The organism is Pseudomonas sp. DP-17 (assembly GCF_022380625.1).
In the GTDB taxonomy this organism is placed as follows: Bacteria; Pseudomonadota; Gammaproteobacteria; order Pseudomonadales; family Pseudomonadaceae; genus Pseudomonas; species Pseudomonas nitroreducens_A.
In genome coordinates, this window is the sequence record NZ_JAKSXG010000004.1 from 119,022 (window position 1) to 137,737 (window position 18,716).

The 18,716-nt window shown below is 64.6% G+C and carries 14 protein-coding genes; 8 read left to right on the plus strand and 6 right to left on the minus strand.

The window, feature by feature from the left end; all coding sequences use genetic code 11:
* From MJ122_RS09965 to MJ122_RS09990, 6 genes are all read left to right on the plus strand, one after another.
* On the plus strand, positions 1-2,724 hold the full coding sequence (locus MJ122_RS09965; protein ID WP_239744045.1) for a helix-turn-helix transcriptional regulator: 2,724 nt from the start codon (positions 1-3) through the stop codon (positions 2,722-2,724).
* 231 nt (positions 2,725-2,955) lie between these two features.
* On the plus strand, positions 2,956-3,411 hold the full coding sequence (locus MJ122_RS09970) for a DUF6160 family protein (RefSeq protein ID WP_017516894.1): 456 nt from the start codon (positions 2,956-2,958) through the stop codon (positions 3,409-3,411).
* A 90-nt stretch (positions 3,412-3,501) separates the two neighbouring features.
* The gene (locus tag MJ122_RS09975) at positions 3,502-4,263 is read left to right on the plus strand and encodes a C39 family peptidase (protein WP_017516893.1); all 762 of its coding nucleotides are present in this window, start codon (positions 3,502-3,504) and stop codon (positions 4,261-4,263) included.
* Between the two features lie 48 nt (positions 4,264-4,311).
* Complete coding sequence (locus tag MJ122_RS09980; RefSeq protein ID WP_088417483.1) at positions 4,312-5,316, plus strand: transporter; 1,005 nt, start codon at positions 4,312-4,314, stop codon at positions 5,314-5,316.
* An 18-nt stretch (positions 5,317-5,334) separates the two neighbouring features.
* Complete coding sequence (locus tag MJ122_RS09985) at positions 5,335-6,933, plus strand: outer membrane protein transport protein (protein ID WP_088417482.1); 1,599 nt, start codon at positions 5,335-5,337, stop codon at positions 6,931-6,933.
* A gap of 10 nt (positions 6,934-6,943) precedes the next feature.
* Positions 6,944-8,125 carry a MalM family protein gene (locus MJ122_RS09990; RefSeq protein ID WP_239744047.1) on the plus strand — a complete coding sequence of 394 codons (1,182 nt, stop codon included), beginning with the start codon at positions 6,944-6,946 and terminating at the stop codon, positions 8,123-8,125.
* Between the two features lie 84 nt (positions 8,126-8,209).
* Here MJ122_RS09990 and MJ122_RS09995 read toward each other — a convergent pair whose 3' ends face one another.
* From MJ122_RS09995 to MJ122_RS10020, 6 genes are all read right to left on the minus strand, one after another.
* Positions 8,210-9,196: an alpha-L-glutamate ligase-like protein gene (locus tag MJ122_RS09995; protein WP_017516889.1), complete on the minus strand. Its 987-nt coding sequence runs from the start codon at positions 9,194-9,196 to the stop codon at positions 8,210-8,212.
* A gap of 3 nt (positions 9,197-9,199) precedes the next feature.
* Positions 9,200-10,732 carry an inactive transglutaminase family protein gene (locus MJ122_RS10000; RefSeq protein WP_017516888.1) on the minus strand — a complete coding sequence of 511 codons (1,533 nt, stop codon included), beginning with the start codon at positions 10,730-10,732 and terminating at the stop codon, positions 9,200-9,202.
* 4 nt (positions 10,733-10,736) lie between these two features.
* Positions 10,737-11,279, minus strand: a complete 543-nt coding sequence (locus tag MJ122_RS10005; protein WP_017516887.1) for an ATP-dependent zinc protease — start codon at positions 11,277-11,279, stop codon at positions 10,737-10,739.
* A gap of 284 nt (positions 11,280-11,563) precedes the next feature.
* The gene (locus MJ122_RS10010) at positions 11,564-12,457 is read right to left on the minus strand and encodes a DUF2950 domain-containing protein (RefSeq protein ID WP_088417480.1); all 894 of its coding nucleotides are present in this window, start codon (positions 12,455-12,457) and stop codon (positions 11,564-11,566) included.
* Positions 12,458-12,467: 10 nt separating this feature from the next.
* On the minus strand, positions 12,468-14,096 hold the full coding sequence (locus MJ122_RS10015; protein ID WP_239744049.1) for a DUF3300 domain-containing protein: 1,629 nt from the start codon (positions 14,094-14,096) through the stop codon (positions 12,468-12,470).
* A 154-nt stretch (positions 14,097-14,250) separates the two neighbouring features.
* Complete coding sequence (locus MJ122_RS10020; RefSeq protein WP_017516884.1) at positions 14,251-15,069, minus strand: pyruvate, water dikinase regulatory protein; 819 nt, start codon at positions 15,067-15,069, stop codon at positions 14,251-14,253.
* Positions 15,070-15,234: 165 nt separating this feature from the next.
* Between MJ122_RS10020 and ppsA the strand changes: the two genes are divergently transcribed.
* Positions 15,235-17,604, plus strand: a complete 2,370-nt coding sequence (gene ppsA, locus MJ122_RS10025) for a phosphoenolpyruvate synthase (protein WP_088417478.1) — start codon at positions 15,235-15,237, stop codon at positions 17,602-17,604.
* A 65-nt stretch (positions 17,605-17,669) separates the two neighbouring features.
* Positions 17,670-18,644 carry an alpha/beta fold hydrolase gene (locus MJ122_RS10030; protein ID WP_088417477.1) on the plus strand — a complete coding sequence of 325 codons (975 nt, stop codon included), beginning with the start codon at positions 17,670-17,672 and terminating at the stop codon, positions 18,642-18,644.
* The last annotated feature ends 72 nt before the right edge of the window (positions 18,645-18,716 follow it).

The following is an 18,716-nucleotide window of genomic DNA, read 5'->3' on the forward strand; positions in this document are numbered from 1 at the left end:
ATGACGACCCTGACCACACTGCCACAGCAGCCCATGCCGCTGCTGCGCACCAAGCTGTTTCCGCCACGCGCCGACAGCGATTCGTTGCTGCCGCGTCGCGCCCTTATCGACCGCCTGTACGCCAACCGCCAGCAGCGCGTGCTGATCCTCAGCGCGCCGGCCGGCTTCGGCAAGAGCACCATCCTCAGCCTGTTCCGCCAGCGCCTGGTGGAGAGCGGCGCGCGGGTCGCGTGGATGTCCTGCGATGAAGGCGACAGCGAGCCGCAGCGCCTGGTGCAGTATCTGGTGGCGAGCATCCGCAGCGTCGAAGCGGAGTTCGGTGCCAACACCTCGAACCTGCTGCAATCGGACATGACCCTGCCGCTGGAAGGCATCATCGACGCCTTCCTTTCCGACCTGCGCCGTCTCGACGGGCCGCTCTACCTGCTGCTCGATGACTTCCACCAGATCCGTCACCCGGCACTGGCCCACGGTGCGCGCTACCTGATCGAGCACCTGCCGGACAACATCCGCCTGGTCACCAGCACCCGCTATCGCCCGCGCTTTTTGGTGGACGAACCGGGCCTGGCGCCCTGGGCCTTCTGCCTGAGCGGCGACGACCTGCGCCTGACCCGCGAGGAAACCGACACCTTCCTCACCGGGCTGAAGGGCCTGGCCCTGAGCGACAGCGAGCTCAAGCTGCTGCACAAGCGCACCGAGGGCTGGATCACCGCGCTGCATCTCGCCGCCCTGGCGCTGGCGCGTAACCCGGACCGCGTGGCCTTGCTCAAGGGGCTTTCCGGCACCGAGCGCGACCTCGCCGACTACCTCGCCGAGGATGTGCTGCGCAGCCTGCCCGAGCCGCTGCAGCAGTTCCTCGACCAGACTTCGGTGCTCGACGAATTCTGCGCCGAGCTGTGCAATGCCCTGACCGGGCGCCGCGATGGCCTGGACATGCTGATGCGGCTGCAGAACGAGCAGCTGTTCATCATCCCGCTGGACGACCAGCGCGAGTGGTTCCGTTACCACCATCTGTTCGCCGAGTTCCTCCAGGGCCGCCTGGCGCGCAACTCCGACCCGACGCCGCTACTGCACGCCGCCGCGCGCTGGTGCGAGGGGAGGGACATGGCGGATCGGGCGATCAAGTACGCCCTGCGTGCCCGTGACTATGCCTTCGCCGCCGACCTGCTGGAGCGCCAGGGCGCCAAGCTGATCGCCGGTAACCGCGTCTACGGCATCCTCGGCATGCTCAGCAGCATCCCCGCCGAGGTGATCCGCGAGCACCCGGTGTTCCAGATCTTCTACGCCTGGCAACTGGCCTTCGAGCAGAAGTTCGCCGAGGCCGAGGCGCTGATCGAGGAGCTGAGCGTCCGGCTGCTGCAGGGGCAGGGCAAGGTGCGCCACTTCGGCATGGCCGAGCTGCTCGCCGTGGCCCAGGTGCTCAAGGCGCTGGTGCTGCTCTACCAGGACAAGCTGGAGGCCTGCCTGAAGGTGGCGCGCCAGTGGCTGGCGCTGGTGCCGGGCAATCAGCCGGTGTTCCGCGCCAGCCTGTCGTGCATCCAGGCGGCGGCCTATGCGCTGCTGGGCGATTACGCCGAGGCGGCCAATGCCATCGGCGTCGCCCGCGATTGCCTGCGCATGGCCGACAGCGAATACCTTCAGGTCGTCGTCAGCATGATCGAGGCGCTGATCTGCAAGGAGCGCGGTGAACTGGAGCGCGGCCGGACCATCGCCGAGAGCGCGCGCGGCCGCGTGGAAAGGGTTTTCGGCCGGCGCAGCCGGGTCGGCGGGCCGTTGTCCCTGGCCTACGCGGACCTGCTGTACGAGCAGGATCGCCACGCAGCGATCCTCGCCGAACTGCCTTTGGCGACCACCTGGCGCGACGTCGCCACGCCGGTGGAGCTGATCAGCCGCGGCCAGTTGGTAATGGCCAAGGCGCGATTCTTTGCCGGTGAGGCTGAGCAAGGTCTGGCCCAGCTCGACGAATGGCTGGTTGGCCTGCAGTCGCCGGGCTACGAGCGGGTGCATGCACTGGCCATGAGTTGCAAGGTGCAGCTGTTGCTGTGGATGCGACGGCCCAACGAGGCCGAGCGCGTGTGCCTGCAACTGGCGCGGCATCTCTCGGGGCTCAACGCCGAACGCTATGCCGATGCCCATGCGGCGCTGGTGATGGCGGAGGCGCGCCTGGCGCTTTCCGAGCGCCATGCCGAGCGTGCGCAGCAGCGTCTGGAATCGTGCCTGGCGGGCTTTACCTCGCCTTATCAGCGCGACCGGCGGTTGCGTCTTTCGCTGTTACTTTCTGTGGCGTATTGGCAGAAAGGTAACAGCGAAAAAGCCTTCGCCTTGTTCGCCCCCACCCTTGAGGAAGCCTGGAACCTGGGCTATCGGCGCCTGTTCCAGGACGACGCCCTGTGGCTGCTGCCGCTCTGGGAGGCCTGGAAGGGTGCCGAGCCCAAGCGCGCGTCGGCCTGGCAGGGGGTGGCGGAGATGCTTCGCGAGCAGTGCCGCAGGCTCTCCGTCGACCCTGAAAGTTTCGATGAAAATCAAGATGTTAGTCATCGAGAGCGGGAGATCCTGCGGCTCGTGGCGGCGGGCTTGTCGAACCGGGACATCGCCCAGGCGGTGCATCTGTCGGAGGCCACCATCAAGTGGCATCTGCACAACCTGTTCGCCAAGCTCGGCGTGCGCAGTCGGACCCAGGCTGTGCTCAAGGGGAAGAGTCTGGGATTGCTGAGCGAAGCTTGAGTCGGAAGGTTGGTTTTGCGCCATCCCTTGGATGGGCTGGCAGGTTCACGGCGGGTCAGTAGCTTGGAGATCAGGACGCGAAGCTACGTGCTTCACGAATCCATGCCCGCGGCGCCTAAGGAAGAAGTCGGGGGTCTGGAAGATCGGCAGCAGCCGGTCAACCTGCAGCGGGGTAGGACGCCCCTTGCAGTGCCTGGGGCAACCCCACCTGAACACTGGAGAGTTATAACAATGAAAATCAAGCAACTGGTTCTTGCAAGCGCAGTTCTGGCCGCTCCGTTCCTGGCACATGCCGACATGAAATCCATGGATGACGCTGCACTGTCCGGTATCACCGGCCAGGATGGCATCAGCATTTCCGGTACCTTCAACGCCTCCATCGGCGCTGTCACCTACAAGGACGCCGACACCAACGGCGGTTCCCTGGTCCTGCAGGGTATCCACCTGCCGAGCGTGACCATCGCCGACAACGCCCCGATGACCGTCGACGTGGTGAAAACCAACATCACTCCGGTTGGCGGCGGCACCGCTGTTGCCACCGAGCAACTGGCCATCGGCCTGCCCACCGTGACCGGCGACGTGACCATCGACGCCGTCAAGGTCGGCACCGGCGGCGCCAGCATCGGCTCGCTGACCGTTTCCAACCTGAACCTGGCCGGCTCGACCGTGAAGGTCTGGGGTCACTGATCCCGAAGGTTGCAGCGCAGTACCCCTTGCCGGCGCCTGCCGGCGAGGGTCTTCCAGGAATGACTTCCAGAATTTGAAGCGAGGGGTGGGATGTTCGAGATTCTGCTGGGAAGCCTGCTGGGCCTGTTCGGTTTTACCCAGGCCGTGGATACCAAGCCGCAACAGCAGGGCACAGTGAACATCTCGCAGCCGCTCACGCCCAACGGTCCCTTCCGCGAGTCGGTCCAGCTCGAGCCGATGAGCCAGGTGCAGTTCCGCAATGTCATCCGCCAGGCCTACGACTACAGCTGCGGCTCGGCGGCGCTGACCACGCTGCTGGACTACTACCTGGGACGCAACCTGGAAGAGCGTCAGGTCATGGAAGGCCTGATCAAGTACGGCGAGGCCGACAAGATCGTCCAGCGCCGTGGATTCTCGCTTCTGGACATGAAGCGCTACGCCGCCGCACTCGGCTACAAGAGTGGTGGCTTCCGTGCCGAGTTCTCCGACCTGGACTCGCTCGAACATCCGGCGCTGGTGCCGATCCACTATGCCGGCTTCAAGCATTTCGTCGTGGTCCGCGATGTCTACAACGACCACGTTTTCGTTGCCGATCCTGCCTTGGGCAACATCAGTTTCACCCGCGCCCGTTTCGAGGAAATCTGGGACCAGAACGTACTCTTCGTCATCTACCCCAGTGGCCAGGAGCCGAAAAACGCCCTGGAGCTGCGCGAGGCCGACCTGCGCCTGGTGGACGACCGGACCGTCAGCCTGCTGGCTTTCCGCGAGTTCCCGCAGATGAGCAAGATCACCCAGAACCAGATTGGCGAAGCCGCCACGAATGGAGATGTGCAGTACATCCGGCGCAAGTGACCGCCCGATCGGCCCATACGAATAAGAACAAGACCAGGGGATAGCAACATGGATTTCAAGGGGTTTGCGTGCGTTGCCGCTCTGGCCTTGCTGGCAAGTACCAGCACCATCGCCGAGGAAGCGACAACCGAGGACGCGCGAGATGCGCTGGCCAAGAAGGACACCGACGCCGACAGCGCCAAGGCGCTCGAGCAGGTATTCCAGGCCGCCGAGAAGAGCTACACCCTGCTCAAGAAGGGTGAGCGCCAGCTGACCTACGGATTCGACTACACCCTGATGCGCGATACGCGCCTGCAGGCCGTGCGCAGCGGCGAAAACGTCTACAGCGTGCTGGCCCAGAGCGAGGCGCAGCACACCTTCACCAACTCCTTCACCTTCGACTACGGCATCTGGGACAACCTGACCTTCAGCATGCGCCTGCCGTTCGTGGCCAAGTACGACACCGAACGCGACATCCATGCCTACAGCCTGGGCGACATCTCCGCGACCCTGCGCTGGCAACCCTGGGCCGCGCGCCGCGGCCGGCCGGTCACCACGCTCTACGCAACCCTGGGCCTGCCCACCGGCGACAGCCCGTACAAGGGCAACGTGCAGGACGACGTTTCCACCGGCAACGGTTTCTACAGCCTGGGCGCCGGCGCCAACATGTCCTACGTGATCGACCCGGTCGTGCTCTACGGCTCGCTCGGTTACACCTACAACATGAAGGTCGACGACATCCACCAGAACCAGTACGGCGAAGAACTGGAGAAGGTGGTGCCGGGCGATACCCTGAACTTCGCCATGGGCATGGCCTACGCGCTGTCCTACGACGTTTCCCTGGCCACCTCCTACCAGATGGCCTACTCGTTCAAGAACAAGTACTACTTCAACGACCGAACGGTCGAGGCGCCCGAGCAGACCAGCGCGATCATGAACTTCTCGCTCGGCCTGCGAACATCGCCGGACTACATCGTCAACGTGAACGCCGGTTTCGGTCTGACCGAAGACTCGCCGGATGTACTGCTGGGGGTTTCCCTTCCCCTGGATATCCAAGGCCTCAAAGCCCAGTAACCGACGAGCGACCACCACATGACTATGCGCATTTCGCCCCTCGCGGTGGCGATGGCAGGGGTAGGGCTTGGCTGGGCGACGCTGGCCGACGCCCAACTGGCCAACGACCTGACCATCGGCAACCCCAAGGCCATGGCCATGGCCAACGCGGTCACGGCCGACTCCACCGGCATCGACGCGGTGCACTACAACCCCGCCGCCCTGACCAAGCTCAAGGGCCGTCAGACCCAGATCAAGCTGATCACCGGGGTCATGGATATCCGCGCCGGCTTCAAGGCGCCGCCTGACTACGGTTCTTCTTCCTTCGGCCTGGACAACGACCCGGTGGCGGGCGAAAACAGCCGCACCCTGACCCCGACCATGTACCTGCCCGGCCTCGGCGGCATGACCGACATGCCACTGCTGGTGGCGCCGCTGGCTGGCTTGTCGATCAACCCGCCTGGCTCCAAGTTCACCTTCGCCACCAACGTCTACGCACCCCAGGCCCTGGGCTATTCGCGCGATTCGGACAGCGACCCGGCGCGCTACGAAGGGCGCCGCGTCTCGCTGCAGCGCATCACCTACTTCTCGCCCTCGGTGGGCTATGAGGTCAACGACGACCTGTCGGTGGGCTTGAGCATCGGTTTCTCCCACCAGGCCATGGCACTGGACACCGACTTCCGCAACCCGGGCCTGCTCACCGGTCTGCTGCAGACCCTGCACGACACCACCTGCGTGCCGGGCGCGCAGGAAATCGTCGAGCTGGTGTTCAACGTCTGCGGCGGGCGCATCGGCCCCTACGACTCGCTGGCCAACCTCAAGCTGGACATGCAGCAGACCCTGTCGCCCAGCTTCAACCTGGGCGTGCTCTGGGAGCCCTACGACTGGCTCGCCTGGGGGGCGACCTACCAGAGCGAATCGCGCATGCACCTCAAGGGCAAGTACCGCGTCGACTACACCAAGGATTGGCAGGGCTTCTGGTCCGGCATGCAGAGCTCGGTGTTCGGCGCTTTCCTCAGCCCGCTGTTTCCCTACGGCAATGCCGAGGAAGAACACGGCGTGGCGACGCTGAACATGGTCAACCCGGACAGCTTCTCCACCGGCATCAAGGTGCGTCCGTTCGACAAATGGCAGTTCAACTTCGACCTGAAATGGACTGACTACAGCGACTGGAACAAGCTGGAAATCGAATTCGACAAGGAACTCGATCTGCTGCGCATCGCCAAGAACTTCGCCCCCAACGGCGCCACCGACCACAGCATCATTCTCGACCGCGGCTACCAGGACACCTGGAGCTACGCCATGGGGATGCAGTACGACGTCAACGACCGCCTGCAACTAAGGGCCGGCTACGAGTACCGTCCCTCGGCGATTCCCAAGGACAAGGCCGACGCCCTGGTGCCCATCGGCGATGCCAACCTCTACGGGCTGGGCCTGGGCTACCAGTGGGACAAGGACACGGTCATCGACCTGGGCTTCAACTACTTCGTCTCCAAGCAGAGCATCAAGGCGGGCACCAGCTGCAACCTCAACTGCACCGGCATCGACAACCTGGTCTACAACCCCTATGCCGGCCTTGACGTCAGCACCACGGTGAAGGCCTACGTCTTCGCCATGACCTACCGCACCACCTTCTGAGGGCAACGACATGAACAGGCTGACCCTCCTGATTTCCTGCCTCGCCGCCGCCGGCGTGAGTGCATCGGCCCAGGCCGCCAGCGGCCGCTACCTGTCGTGGATCGACGACAGCGGCCAGGTGCACAACACCTTCGTCGACGCCAACTACACCCAGCAGCAGCGTCAGGCGGACAAGCGCATCGACCAGAGCGACCGCGCGCGGCTGATCGACCTCAGCGCCACACAGTGGCCGGGCAGCCGACCGGCAGGGGAGAGCAAGCGCCGCTACTTCACCTGGGTGGACGCCCAGGGCAACCTGCAGAACAGCTTCTATGCTGCCGGCCAGGTAGCGCCCGGCCGCGCCGATTACGTGCTGCCCAACGGCGACCACTCCTCCGAGTACATCGACGCGGAGTCCTACGAAGACCGCGGCTTCGTCCGCAGCGAAAACGGCAACCCGTACTTCACCTGGGTCGATGACAAGGGCCAGGTGCGCAACTCGCCGATCACGGCGGAACAGCGCGGGGCGATGTTCCGTCGCGGCGAGCAGGGCGGCAGCAATATCGCCTTCACCGAGGGCCGTCAGATCGATCTGAAGGGCGGCCCGAACAACCTGCCTGGGCTCGACGGCATGGGCGAGCAGACCGATGCCATGAAGGCACTGCTCAAGGGCAGCGGCAAGACCCTGGACGATCTCTATGTCGACCTGCAACGGCGCTGTTGCGAGCAGATGGGCGATGGCGACTTCACCGAGCTGTCCTCGGACGAGCCGCGCTACGAGGAGTTGAACAAATTCTCCCCGAGTTTCGATTTCCCCATGGGCAAGAGCTACTTCGTGGCGATGAAACTGCCCAGTTCCCAGCGCGTCTACGGCCTGCGCGTGCGCAGCTTCGCCAACCACCAGGTGGTGTATCCGTCGCTGCTGTTCCTCGACGAACAGAAGCGTCCGACTCGGCTGGTGAGTGACGCCGTGTACAAGCTCAATCCGGAAACCTGGTACCGCTACGCCTTCATCGAGGGAACCGTCCCGGTGCGGGCCAACCAGGGCGAGCGCTACGTGCTGCTACTCACCACCGATGAGGACCGCAGCCTGCAGACCCTCGACAACAAGCCCTACAAACGCCCGCTGGAAGACCTGGCGGTGAACGAGGCGGGGATGAAGGTGCGTGAGCACGGTGACCAGGGTGGCTTCGAGCTGGCGGTGGTGCGCTGACTCGCTCCCACGGGTTCGCAGCGTTTCCCTCGGCGCAATAAAAAGCCCGACGATCGCCGGGCTTTTTTCGTGGGGCAGGGCGCCTCAGATTTCCTTCGGATGCACGTGGCCGAAGAGCTGCTGGGAGAAGCGCACGCGCTCTTCCACGGTCTCCTTCACGCCCTTGGCCTCCAGCTCGGCGAGGTGCGCCTCGACGGCATGGGTGCGCAGGGTCAGGCCGCAGTCGTTGGCGATCTGGATGTTCAGGCCAGGGCGGGCATTGAGCTCGAGGATCAGCGGGCCCTTGTCCTGGTCCAGCACCATGTCCACGCCGATGTAGCCCAGGCCGCACAGCTCATAGCAACCGGCGGCGAGCTTCATGAAGCCGTCCCAGTTGGGCAGCTGCACGCCGTCCACGGCGTTGGTGGTGTCCGGGTGCTTGCTGATCTTGTTGTTCAGCCAGGTGCCGCGCAGGGTCAGGCCGGTGGCCAGGTCCACACCCACGCCGATGGCGCCCTGGTGCAGGTTGGCCTTGCCGTTGGACTGGCGGGTGGGCAGGCGCAGCATCGCCATCACCGGGTAGCCCATCAGCACGATGATGCGGATGTCCGGCACGCCTTCGTAGCTGATGCTCTTGAAGATCTGGTCCGGGGTCACCCGGTACTCGATCAGTGCGCGGTCGCGGTGGCCGCCCAGGGAGTACAGGCCGGTGAGGATGCTCGAGAGCTGGTGCTCGATTTCCTCATGGCTGATGATCCGCCCGGAAACCGTCTTGTAGCGCTCCTCGAAGCGGTCGGCGATCACCAGGATGCCGTCGCCGCCGGCGCCCTGCGCCGGCTTGATCACGAAGTCGCTGCGTTCGCCGATGATTTCCGGCAGGCGTTCGATCTCCTTCTCGGTGGAGATGATCCCATACATTTCCGGTACGTGGATGCCCGCCTCGATGGCACGCTGCTTGGTGATGATCTTGTCGTCGACGATCGGGTACAGGTGCCGCTGGTTGTACTTGAGCACGTAGTCCGCGTTGCGTCGGTTGATGCCCATGATGCCTTTGGCTTCCAGGGCTTTCCATCGCTTGATCAGGCCGAACATGGCTTAGTCCTTGAGGAAGGCTTTGAAGCGGAACAGTTCGGTCAGGCGGTAACCGCGGTAGCGACCCATCGCCAGCATGAACGACACCAGGATCAGCAGCACGGCCGGGAAGGTGAACACGAAGTACACCAGCTCCGGTACGCGCATGAGGATATGCGCCAGCGCAGCGGCGAACAGGGTGCCGATGGCGGCCTTCATGGCGTGGGCGGCGCCGCGCTCTTCCCAGGTGATCGACAGGCGCTCGATGCTCATGGTCAGGATCACCATCGGGAACAGGGCGACCGACAGGCCGCTCTCGAAGCCGAGCTTGTGGCTGAGCAGGCTGATGGCGGCGATCATCACCACCACGAAGGTCAGCACCACCGACAGGCGCGGCAGCATCTGCAACTTCAGGTGTTCCAGGTACGAGCGTAGCGACAGGCCCAGCGCGGTGATCACGGTGAACAGGCCGATGCCCCACTGCAGGCCGGTCTCGCGGAAGGCGAGGGCGATCAGCACCGGGGTGAAGGTACCCAGGGTCTGCAGGCCGATCAGGTTGCGCAGCACCAGGATCACCAGCACGCCGAAGGGGATCATGATCATGATCTGGAAGGTCTGCTGGGTGGACAGCGGCAGGCCGTACAGGGAGTACTCGAGGAAGGCTGCGTCGGTGTTCTCGTCCGACAGCTTGGCCAGGCGGATGGCGTTCATCTCGCTGCTGTTGAGGCTGAAGCTGACCTGGGCCTTCTTGCCACCTTCGATCGACAGCAGGCTTTCGTCACCCAGCCACCAGATCAGGCGGTCGGCGGGCAGGCCGCGCTCGCCGGTTTCCGGGTTGAAGTACAGCCACTCCTTGCCGTTGTAGCTGCGCAGCCAAAGCTCGGGTTGCTGCGGCTGGTTGGCGACCAGGCGGATGGTGTGCACGCGCTCCAGCGGCACGTGGGCCACCGCGAGCAGGGTTTCGACCACGTGGGAACGCTTGTCCAGGCTGGTGTCGCCGGCCAGCAGCAGTTTCACGTTGTCGTCATTGAGGTTGTTGGCGCGCTTGATCGCTTCGCTGACGAAGGTCTCGACGTCCGCCGAGTGCTGGCGGATGGGCGCGATCAGGGCTTCGGCGGCGATCTTGTCCGGGCCTTCCAGCGGCAGGCTGTCGCGGAAGATCGGGCCCTTCTCCTTGGCCTTCTCGGTGGCGCCGGCATAGCGCTTGGTCAGCACCAGACGGTAGTAGAGGGTCTGCTGGCCGTTGGCGCGGCGCGAGGACCAGGTGACCTTGCGGTTGCCGTCGGAGCGGTTGATGCCCACGCCGTAGTTGTTGGAGACAAAGCTCTCGTTGAGGCTGACGTAATCCTGGGTCAGCGGCGGTACGAACATCTGCACCTTCACCGGAGTCTTCGGCGTGGCGACGAACTCGACCTTGGCGTCGATGTTCCACAGGTCGTCGGTCTCGGCCTCGGTCATGGGTATGCCGAGGACGAAGATCTGGTAGGCGGTGATCGCGACGCCCAGCGTCAGCAGGATGGCGATCAGGACCTTCAGATGCAGGGTAAGAGAGCGCATGGGATTACTCGGCAGGTTTCGCTACGGGTTGGCAGCCGGGCTTGCCGGCAGCGTATTTCAGGCTCGGGTCGACCAGGGCGCCGAAGCGCTTGAGCGCGTCGGAGCCGATCAGAAGCGGGTATTGGAAGGCGCTGCGGTCGGTAAGGTTCACTTCGATGGTACGCAGGGCCTTGCCCATGCACAGCTGAAGCTCGATCACCGGGCGCGCAGTGTAGGCCTTGCCTTCGTCGGGGTCGTAGTCGCCGTGGCGACGCTTGATCTTGCTGATGCGCGCCAGGGGTTTCTCGATCGGCTGGCTGTCGGCGGTGTCGGTGGCCAGGTAGAAGCGTACCCAGGTCTCGCCGTCGCGCTTGAAGCGCTTGATGTCGCGGGCGCTGAGGGAGGCGGTCTTGGCGCCGGTGTCGAGCTTGGCGGCCAGTTCGATGTCCAGGTCGTTGATCCGGGCGTATTCGTTCAGGCCATAGACGGTCTTGCCGGCAGCGGCGCTGATGCCGGGAAGCAGGAAGATGCTCAGGAAGAGGAGCAGGGCAGTGGGCGTGAGTCTCATGGGCCTTGATGAGTGAGTGGCCGCAAAGCCTTGAATAAAGAAACGCCCCGGTCGTCACCCCGTGCAGCCGTGACCGGCATGCCGGCCAGCGTGGCCTGGTGACGCCAGGCAATAGCGCGGCGAATTCTACCATGTGGTTTTTCGCTGGCGACAGTCGGTTGGCTCGTTGGCAGGGTATTTGTTTCAGGCTCATGACAGCCCGTTCCGGCCCGCCGGAAGCCGGGAAAGCGGTGGGCTTTCCCAGAACCCGTCCGACCGCAGGGCGGCCGGACGGGTTCAGCCGCTCAGGGCTTTTCTTCCTCCGCAGTGACCTCGGTCCAGCTGCTGTCCGGGTCGAACCGAGTCATCTTCTTGGCGATCCTGTCGCTCTCCGGGCCGAGGTTCTTGGAGAAGATCTCGCCATCGTGGCTGATCATGAAACTCATCACGCCGCTGTCGCCGTACTTCACCGGCCAGGCGACGAGGGCAAAGCCGCGGGTCATCCGCCCGCCGATCAGGTAGTCGTAGGCGCCACCAGGCGCCGAGGGGCCCTGGGCGGTGAGGATGCGGTAGTGATAGCCGTGCCAGCCGTCGCCCGGCAGATCGTCGCCGAACAGCGGGCCGAGCGGGCTTTCCTCGCCGCCGTCTTCCTCCGGCCAGTACAGCCCGTCATGGTGGCCGTCGCTGCTGACGAACTGCTGCGCATATTCGAGGACGCCGTCGCCGTTGCGGTCCACCTCGGCGTAGTCCATTTGCGCATCGTGGTAGGCCTGCACGGCTTCCAGGGTCGATTCCTCGTTGCGGCCGATGCGGCGGATGCGGATTTCCTCGCCGCCGGCCTTGGCGTTGAAAGCCCAGCCGTTCTTCTCATGGACGATCGGCAGGGGCAGGGTCCAAGGGTCGTTGCCAACGACCAGATGGGCGAGGTGGGCGTTGTCCTTCTCGATCCGGTGCTTGTCCTTGTAGTGGGCGAGGAAGGCGTCGACCTCGCTCCGGTCGATGCCGGCGGTGGGTATATAGCTCTGCCAGTCCTTGCCCAGCAGGGCGGCCAGGCGTTCGGGGTCGGCCTTTTCGGTGCCCAGGGCGGTGATGAAGGCGTCGGCGGCCGCGTCGGGGGTGGGGAAGCTGTCCTGAGCCAGCAGGCTGGCTGGCAGCGCGGCGAGGAAGGCGAGCGCCAGCAGGCGCGAGGCGATGGGCATGACTCGTCTCCTATCGGCGTCCGCCGCCACGCGGGGCGCGGGCGGGGCGTTGCACGGTGTGGCCGGCGCGTGCCGCCTGCGGCCGGCTGGCAGCGGCGCGACTGGCCTGGCCACGGTTGGCAAGCTCGCGGGATTGCCGCGGGTTGTTGGCGCCGGCGAAGGCGTTGTTGCGCGGCGCCTGGGTGCGGGCGTGCTGCAGGCGCGCCTGTTCGCGGATCTGCTGGTTGTTCTGCGTTCGCGGCCGTTGCTGCACCGGGTTGCTGCGGTTCTGCATCTGGGTCTGGGCACGCGGGCGGTTTTCCGGCGTGCGGTTCAGTTCGCGGGTGGCGGCCTGCGCCCGTTCCCTGGCCTGGGCGTTGTCGCGGTTGCCTTGTTGCAGGCGCTGCTGGGCTTGCGGATTGTCCCGCAGGTCACGAGTCACCGCCTGGGCGCGCTCGCGTGCCTGTGCGTTGTTCGCTGGCGGCGGAGCGATGCCGCGCTGGGTCAGGCTTTCCCTCGCCCGCGCCCGCTCCTGGGTGCGCGCCGAGTCGAACCCGCGCAGGGCTTCGCGCTGTTCGCTGCCGGCCAGCCGGCGGTTGTACTGCTGGCGGCTGGCGGAGTCGCGGTAGGGCACGCCGTTGCGGTAGGTCGGGTTGTGCTGCCACTTCGCCCGGTTGCCGTTGACGTTGCTGGTGAAGTCTCGATTCACATTCCGGTTCACGTTCCGGTTGCTGTTGAAATTGTTGTAATGCTCCACATCGACGTCGATGTCGTGGTCGTCCCAGTCGCAGTCACCCCAGAGTTCACCGACGATGGCCACGCCTGCGCCGAACGCCAGGCCGGTGGCCAGCGCCGTGGCGACGGGGTATTCGGGCGGCGGCGGGTAATAGACCGGCGGGCTGGCGGGATACGGCCAGGAGCCGTAGACCTGCGTAGGGTTGTAGCTGGGTACGTAGACCACCTGCGGATCGGCGGGCTCGATGATGATCGTCTGTGCCGTTGCCGGTTGCTGCACCACCACGGTGTCTCCGCCGGAAGAAGGCTGTGCCGGGGCTGGCTGCGCGGCCGGCTTGATGGTCACCGTCTGCTGCTCGTTGGACTGTAGGTTGCCGGCGGCCTGGGCCTGTCGACGCAGGCGCTGGATGGAGTCCATCACCGCCTCGGGCTGGGCGAGGAAGGCGTCGCCGACGCGCTGCACCCAGACCGGGTCCTGCCCCAGCGTCGCCAGCACCAGCGGGAAGGCGACCAGCGATTGCACGCTCGGGTCCCATGGCTGGTCGGCGACCTGTTTCACTGCGTCGTCACCCACGGCCTTGGGGTGGGCCTTCGACCAGGCCACCGCATCGGCTACGTTGCCAGGGTAGGTGGTTGCCATCAGCACCTGGGCGAGCAGGGAGTCCGGGTACAAAGCCAGCGGCGCGAGCATCTGGTCCAACTCCTCGACGCTGAACACGGCTTGCGAGGGCGCGGCAGCAGGCGCGGCTGGCGCAGGGGCGGCGGCTGGTGGCGCAGGTGGTGCTGGCGGAGGAGGTGCTGTCGCTGCGGGCGGGCTGGCGGGTGGCGTGGCGGCGGTGGCGGTCTTGGCGACGGGCTTGTCGCCCGAATCGCAACCCGTCAAAGCCAACAAGGCAACCAGAATCAGGTACTGACATTCTCGCATGGCGCTCTCCTGTGCCGGGAATGCCCGATCCGTGAAAACTGCCACGGGTAATACGCGGGTTCAGGGAATGATAGGCGCCAGAATGAAAGGCTGCAGAAAGTCGAACGGCCGGTGATGCCGGCCGTTGGTTGTGGAATCTTTCCGCGATTGCCGGTTACTTCAGCCGGCGTTCGACGCCCTTCTCGACGAGGATCTTGGCGGAGATTTCTTCCACCGAGAAATGCGTCGAGTTGATGTAGGCGATGTTCTCGCGTCGGAACAGATTCTCGACCTCGCGAACTTCGAACTCGCACTGGGCGAAGCTGGCGTAGCGGCTGTTGGGCTTGCGCTCGTGGCGGATGGCGGTGAGCCGGTCCGGGTCGATGGTCAGGCCGAACAGCTTGTGCTTGTAGGGCTTGAGCGCGTTGGGTAACTGCAGGCGCTCCATGTCTTCTTCGGTCAGCGGGTAGTTGGCCGCGCGGATGCCGTATTGCAGGGCCATATAAAGGCAGGTGGGCGTTTTGCCGCAGCGCGAGACGCCGACCAGGATCAGGTCGGCCTTGTCGTAATAGTGGGTGCGGGCGCCGTCGTCGTTATCGAGAGCGAAGTTCACCGCATCGATCCGCTCCATGTAATGCGGGTTATGGCCGATGCTGTGGGACTTTCCGACGGAATACGACGAATCTGAGGATAATTCCTGTTCCAGTGGGGACAAAAACGTCGAGAAGATGTCAATCATGAAGCCATTCGACTGCGCAAGGACCGAGCGGATCTCACGATTGACAATGGTATCGAAGATGATCGGTCGTGCCCCGTCCGCCTCCGCAGCCCGGTTGATTTGCTGTACCATGACGCGCGCCTTTTCCTCGGTATCGATGTAAGGTCGCGTCAGTTTGGTAAAGTTGATGTTCTCGAACTGCGCCAGAAGGCTCTGGCCGAGGGTTTCGGCAGTGATGCCGGTGCCGTCGGAAATGAAAAATGCAGTTCGTTTCATGTGCGCTGCGGGCCTTATAGGTAGGAGCGAATCCTGGTTATGATAGGCCCCGCGTTTGCAAGGCCCTTTGCCGGGGCATTCTCACCCATTTTTCCGGCTCCGGCCAGAAGGGTGGGGCGGCTCCGACTTGTATGAGCTTTTCCAACACTTAGTGGAGAGATCACCTTGGTAGAGTACGTAGTTTCCCTCGATAAGCTCGGCGTCCACGATGTCGAACATGTGGGGGGCAAGAACGCATCCCTGGGAGAAATGATCAGCAACCTCGCCGGTGCCGGCGTTTCCGTACCGGGTGGCTTCGCCACTACCGCCCAGGCCTACCGTGACTTCCTCGAGCAGAGCGGCCTGAACGATCGCATCCACGCGGCCCTCGACGCCCTGGACGTTGACGACGTCAACGCACTGGCCAAGACCGGCGCGCAGATTCGCCAATGGGTGATGGACGCCGAGTTCCCCGAGCGTCTGGATGCCGAGATTCGCAAGGCCTTCGCCGAGATGGCCGGCGGCAACGACAACATGGCCGTGGCCGTGCGTTCCTCCGCCACCGCCGAAGACCTGCCGGACGCTTCCTTTGCCGGCCAGCAGGAGACCTTCCTGAACATCCGCGGCGTGGACAACGTGATCCGCGCGGCCAAGGAAGTCTTCGCCTCCCTCTTCAATGACCGTGCCATCGCCTACCGTGTACACCAGGGCTTCGACCACAAGCTGGTCGCCCTGTCCGCCGGCGTGCAGCGCATGGTCCGCTCGGAAACCGGCACCGCCGGCGTGATGTTCACCCTGGACACCGAGTCCGGTTTCCGTGACGTGGTGTTCATCACCGGCGCCTACGGCCTCGGCGAGACCGTGGTGCAGGGCGCGGTGAACCCCGACGAGTTCTACGTCCACAAGCCGACTCTGGAAGCCGGCCGCCCGGCCATTTTGCGCCGCAACCTGGGCAGCAAGGCCATCAAGATGATCTACGGCGAGGAAGCCAAGGCCGGTAAATCGGTCAAGGTGGTCGACGTGGACAAGGCCGACCGCGCCCGCTTCGCCCTGTCCGACGCCGAAGTGATCGAGCTGGCCAAGCAGGCGCTGATCATCGAGAAGCACTACGAGCGTCCGATGGACATCGAGTGGGCCAAGGACGGTGACGACGGCAAGCTGTACATCGTGCAGGCCCGTCCGGAAACCGTTAAGAGCCGTTCCAGCGCCAATGTGATGGAACGCTACCTGCTCAAGGAAAAAGGCAAGGTCCTGGTCGAAGGCCGCGCCATCGGCCAGCGCATCGGCGCAGGCCCGGTGAAGGTGATCCACGACGTTTCCGAGATGGACAAGGTCCAGCCGGGCGACGTGCTGGTCTCCGACATGACCGACCCGGACTGGGAGCCGGTGATGAAGCGCGCCAGCGCCATCGTCACCAACCGCGGCGGCCGTACCTGCCACGCCGCGATCATCGCTCGTGAACTGGGCATCCCGGCCGTCGTCGGCTGTGGCAATGCCACCGCGGCGCTGAAGGACGGCCAGCGCGTGACCGTATCCTGCGCCGAAGGCGACACCGGCCTGATCTACGAAGGCGAGCTGGGCTTCGACGTCCGCCAGAACTCGGTCGACGCCATGCCCGAGCTGCCGTTTAAGATCATGATGAACGTCGGCAACCCCGACCGCGCCTTCGATTTCGCCCAGCTGCCGAACGAAGGGGTGGGCCTGGCCCGCCTGGAGTTCATCATCAACCGCATGATCGGCGTGCATCCCAAGGCGCTGCTGAACTTCGCCAGCCTGCCCGCAGATATCAAGGACAGCGTCGAGAAGCGCATCGCCGGCTACGACGATCCGGTCGGCTTCTACGTCGAGAAGCTGGTCGAGGGTGTCAGCACCCTGGCCGCCGCGTTCTGGCCGAAGAAGGTCATCGTGCGCCTGTCGGACTTCAAGTCCAACGAATACGCCAACCTGATCGGCGGCAAGCTCTACGAGCCGGAAGAAGAGAACCCGATGCTCGGCTTCCGTGGCGCCTCGCGCTACATCAGCGAATCCTTCCGTGACTGCTTCGAACTCGAATGCCGTGCGATGAAGAAGGTCCGCAACGAGATGGGCCTGACCAACGTCGAGCTGATGGTGCCGTTCGTCCGTACCCTGGGCGAAGCCTCCCAGGTCGTCGACCTGCTGGCCACCAATGGTCTCAAGCGTGGCGAGAACGGCCTGCGCGTCATCATGATGTGCGAGCTGCCGTCCAACGCCCTGCTGGCTGACGAGTTCCTCGAGTTCTTCGATGGCTTCTCCATCGGTTCCAACGACCTGACCCAGCTGACCCTCGGTCTGGACCGTGACTCGGGCATCGTCGCGCACCTGTTCGACGAACGTAACCCGGCGGTGAAGAAGCTGCTGTCCAATGCCATCCAGGCATGCAACCGCGCCGGCAAGTACATCGGCATCTGCGGCCAGGGTCCGTCGGACCACCCGGACCTCGCCAAGTGGCTGATGGAGCAGGGTATCGAGAGTGTGTCGCTGAACCCTGACTCGGTCCTCGACACCTGGTTCTTCCTCGCCGAAGGCCAATCCTGACCTCTCCTTTACCATCCTGAAGAGGGCGGGTGATTTCACCCGCCCTTTTTTATGCAAGCGATTCCATGCAAAGCAGCAGTCAACTCTTTCCCGTCGCGCTAGTCAGCGCGGAATTGCGCGGCGACCTCACCGAGGATGTCTACCGCCTCAAGCCGAACAACAGCCCCGATTCCAGTGTCGAGCTGGCGGTCACCCGTCTCGGTCGCTCCGAAGGACGGCGTGGTGTGCCGGTGGTCCTGTTGCACGGCAGCTTTTCCAACCGCCGTTTCTGGTACTCACCCAAAGGCATCGGCCTGGGCGCGCATCTGGCCCGAGCCGGCTTCGATGTGTGGATCCCCGAAATGCGCGGTCATGGCCTGTCGCCGCGTAACGCGGATTACGATCGCAATCGCGTTGCCGACTACGCCCGCTTCGACCTGCCGTCCATCGCCAGTTTCGTGGTCGAGCAGAGCGGCCAGGCGCCGCATTGGGTGGGGCATTCCCTGGGGGGTGTCACCCTGGCTGCTGCGCTGGGTGGCGGCTATCTGGACGAGCGGCAGGCGGCCAGCGCGGCGCTGTGCGGCAGTCAGGTCAGCCGCACCTACTGGCCGCTGAAGCTGCCGCCCGTGACCTGGGGTGGGCGTTTCCTGCTCAAGCGCATGGGCGGGCTGTCCGGCTCGCGGCTCAAGCGCGGCCCGGAGGACGAGCCGCTGGGGCTAGCCCTGGAGGCGCTGCATTGGTACAGCCTGTTTGGCCGCTTCGGCGAGAAGGACAACGACTGGTGGGGTGGTTTGCAGAGAGCTTCCCTGCCGGTGCTGGCCATCGGCTCCGACGGCGATATCCAGGATCCAGCCTGGGCCTGCCGCAAGCTGCTGGAACAGTTTGGCTCCGAGACTCGGCAGTTCCTGCATCTGGGGCGGCGCCACGGATTCTCCGAGGATTTCGGCCACGTCGAGATGCTGATCAGCAAAGGCGCCCAGCGTGAAGTCTGGCCGCTGCTGCAATACTGGCTTGAACACAGTGGCTTGCCGGAAGGACAGGGCGCTCTGGCGCAGGCTTGAGCTTGGCGCGGCAGGGAGTAGACTGTGACGCCATTGCGGCTTTCGGTCACATCCAGGCCTGAAACCCTGCCG

Coding starts and splice junctions, on each gene's coding strand:
- MJ122_RS09965 (WP_239744045.1), top strand. CDS start 1: ATGACGACCCTGACCACACTGCCACAGCAGCCCATGCCGCTGCTGCGC.
- MJ122_RS09985 (WP_088417482.1), top strand. CDS start 5,335: ATGACTATGCGCATTTCGCCCCTCGCGGTGGCGATGGCAGGGGTAGGG.
- MJ122_RS09980 (WP_088417483.1), top strand. CDS start 4,312: ATGGATTTCAAGGGGTTTGCGTGCGTTGCCGCTCTGGCCTTGCTGGCA.
- MJ122_RS09975 (WP_017516893.1), top strand. CDS start 3,502: ATGTTCGAGATTCTGCTGGGAAGCCTGCTGGGCCTGTTCGGTTTTACC.
- MJ122_RS10020 (WP_017516884.1), bottom strand. CDS start 15,069: ATGAAACGAACTGCATTTTTCATTTCCGACGGCACCGGCATCACTGCC.
- MJ122_RS09995 (WP_017516889.1), bottom strand. CDS start 9,196: ATGTTCGGCCTGATCAAGCGATGGAAAGCCCTGGAAGCCAAAGGCATC.
- MJ122_RS10015 (WP_239744049.1), bottom strand. CDS start 14,096: ATGCGAGAATGTCAGTACCTGATTCTGGTTGCCTTGTTGGCTTTGACG.
- MJ122_RS09970 (WP_017516894.1), top strand. CDS start 2,956: ATGAAAATCAAGCAACTGGTTCTTGCAAGCGCAGTTCTGGCCGCTCCG.
- MJ122_RS10010 (WP_088417480.1), bottom strand. CDS start 12,457: ATGCCCATCGCCTCGCGCCTGCTGGCGCTCGCCTTCCTCGCCGCGCTG.
- MJ122_RS10000 (WP_017516888.1), bottom strand. CDS start 10,732: ATGCGCTCTCTTACCCTGCATCTGAAGGTCCTGATCGCCATCCTGCTG.
- MJ122_RS10005 (WP_017516887.1), bottom strand. CDS start 11,279: ATGAGACTCACGCCCACTGCCCTGCTCCTCTTCCTGAGCATCTTCCTG.
- MJ122_RS10030 (WP_088417477.1), top strand. CDS start 17,670: ATGCAAAGCAGCAGTCAACTCTTTCCCGTCGCGCTAGTCAGCGCGGAA.
- MJ122_RS09990 (WP_239744047.1), top strand. CDS start 6,944: ATGAACAGGCTGACCCTCCTGATTTCCTGCCTCGCCGCCGCCGGCGTG.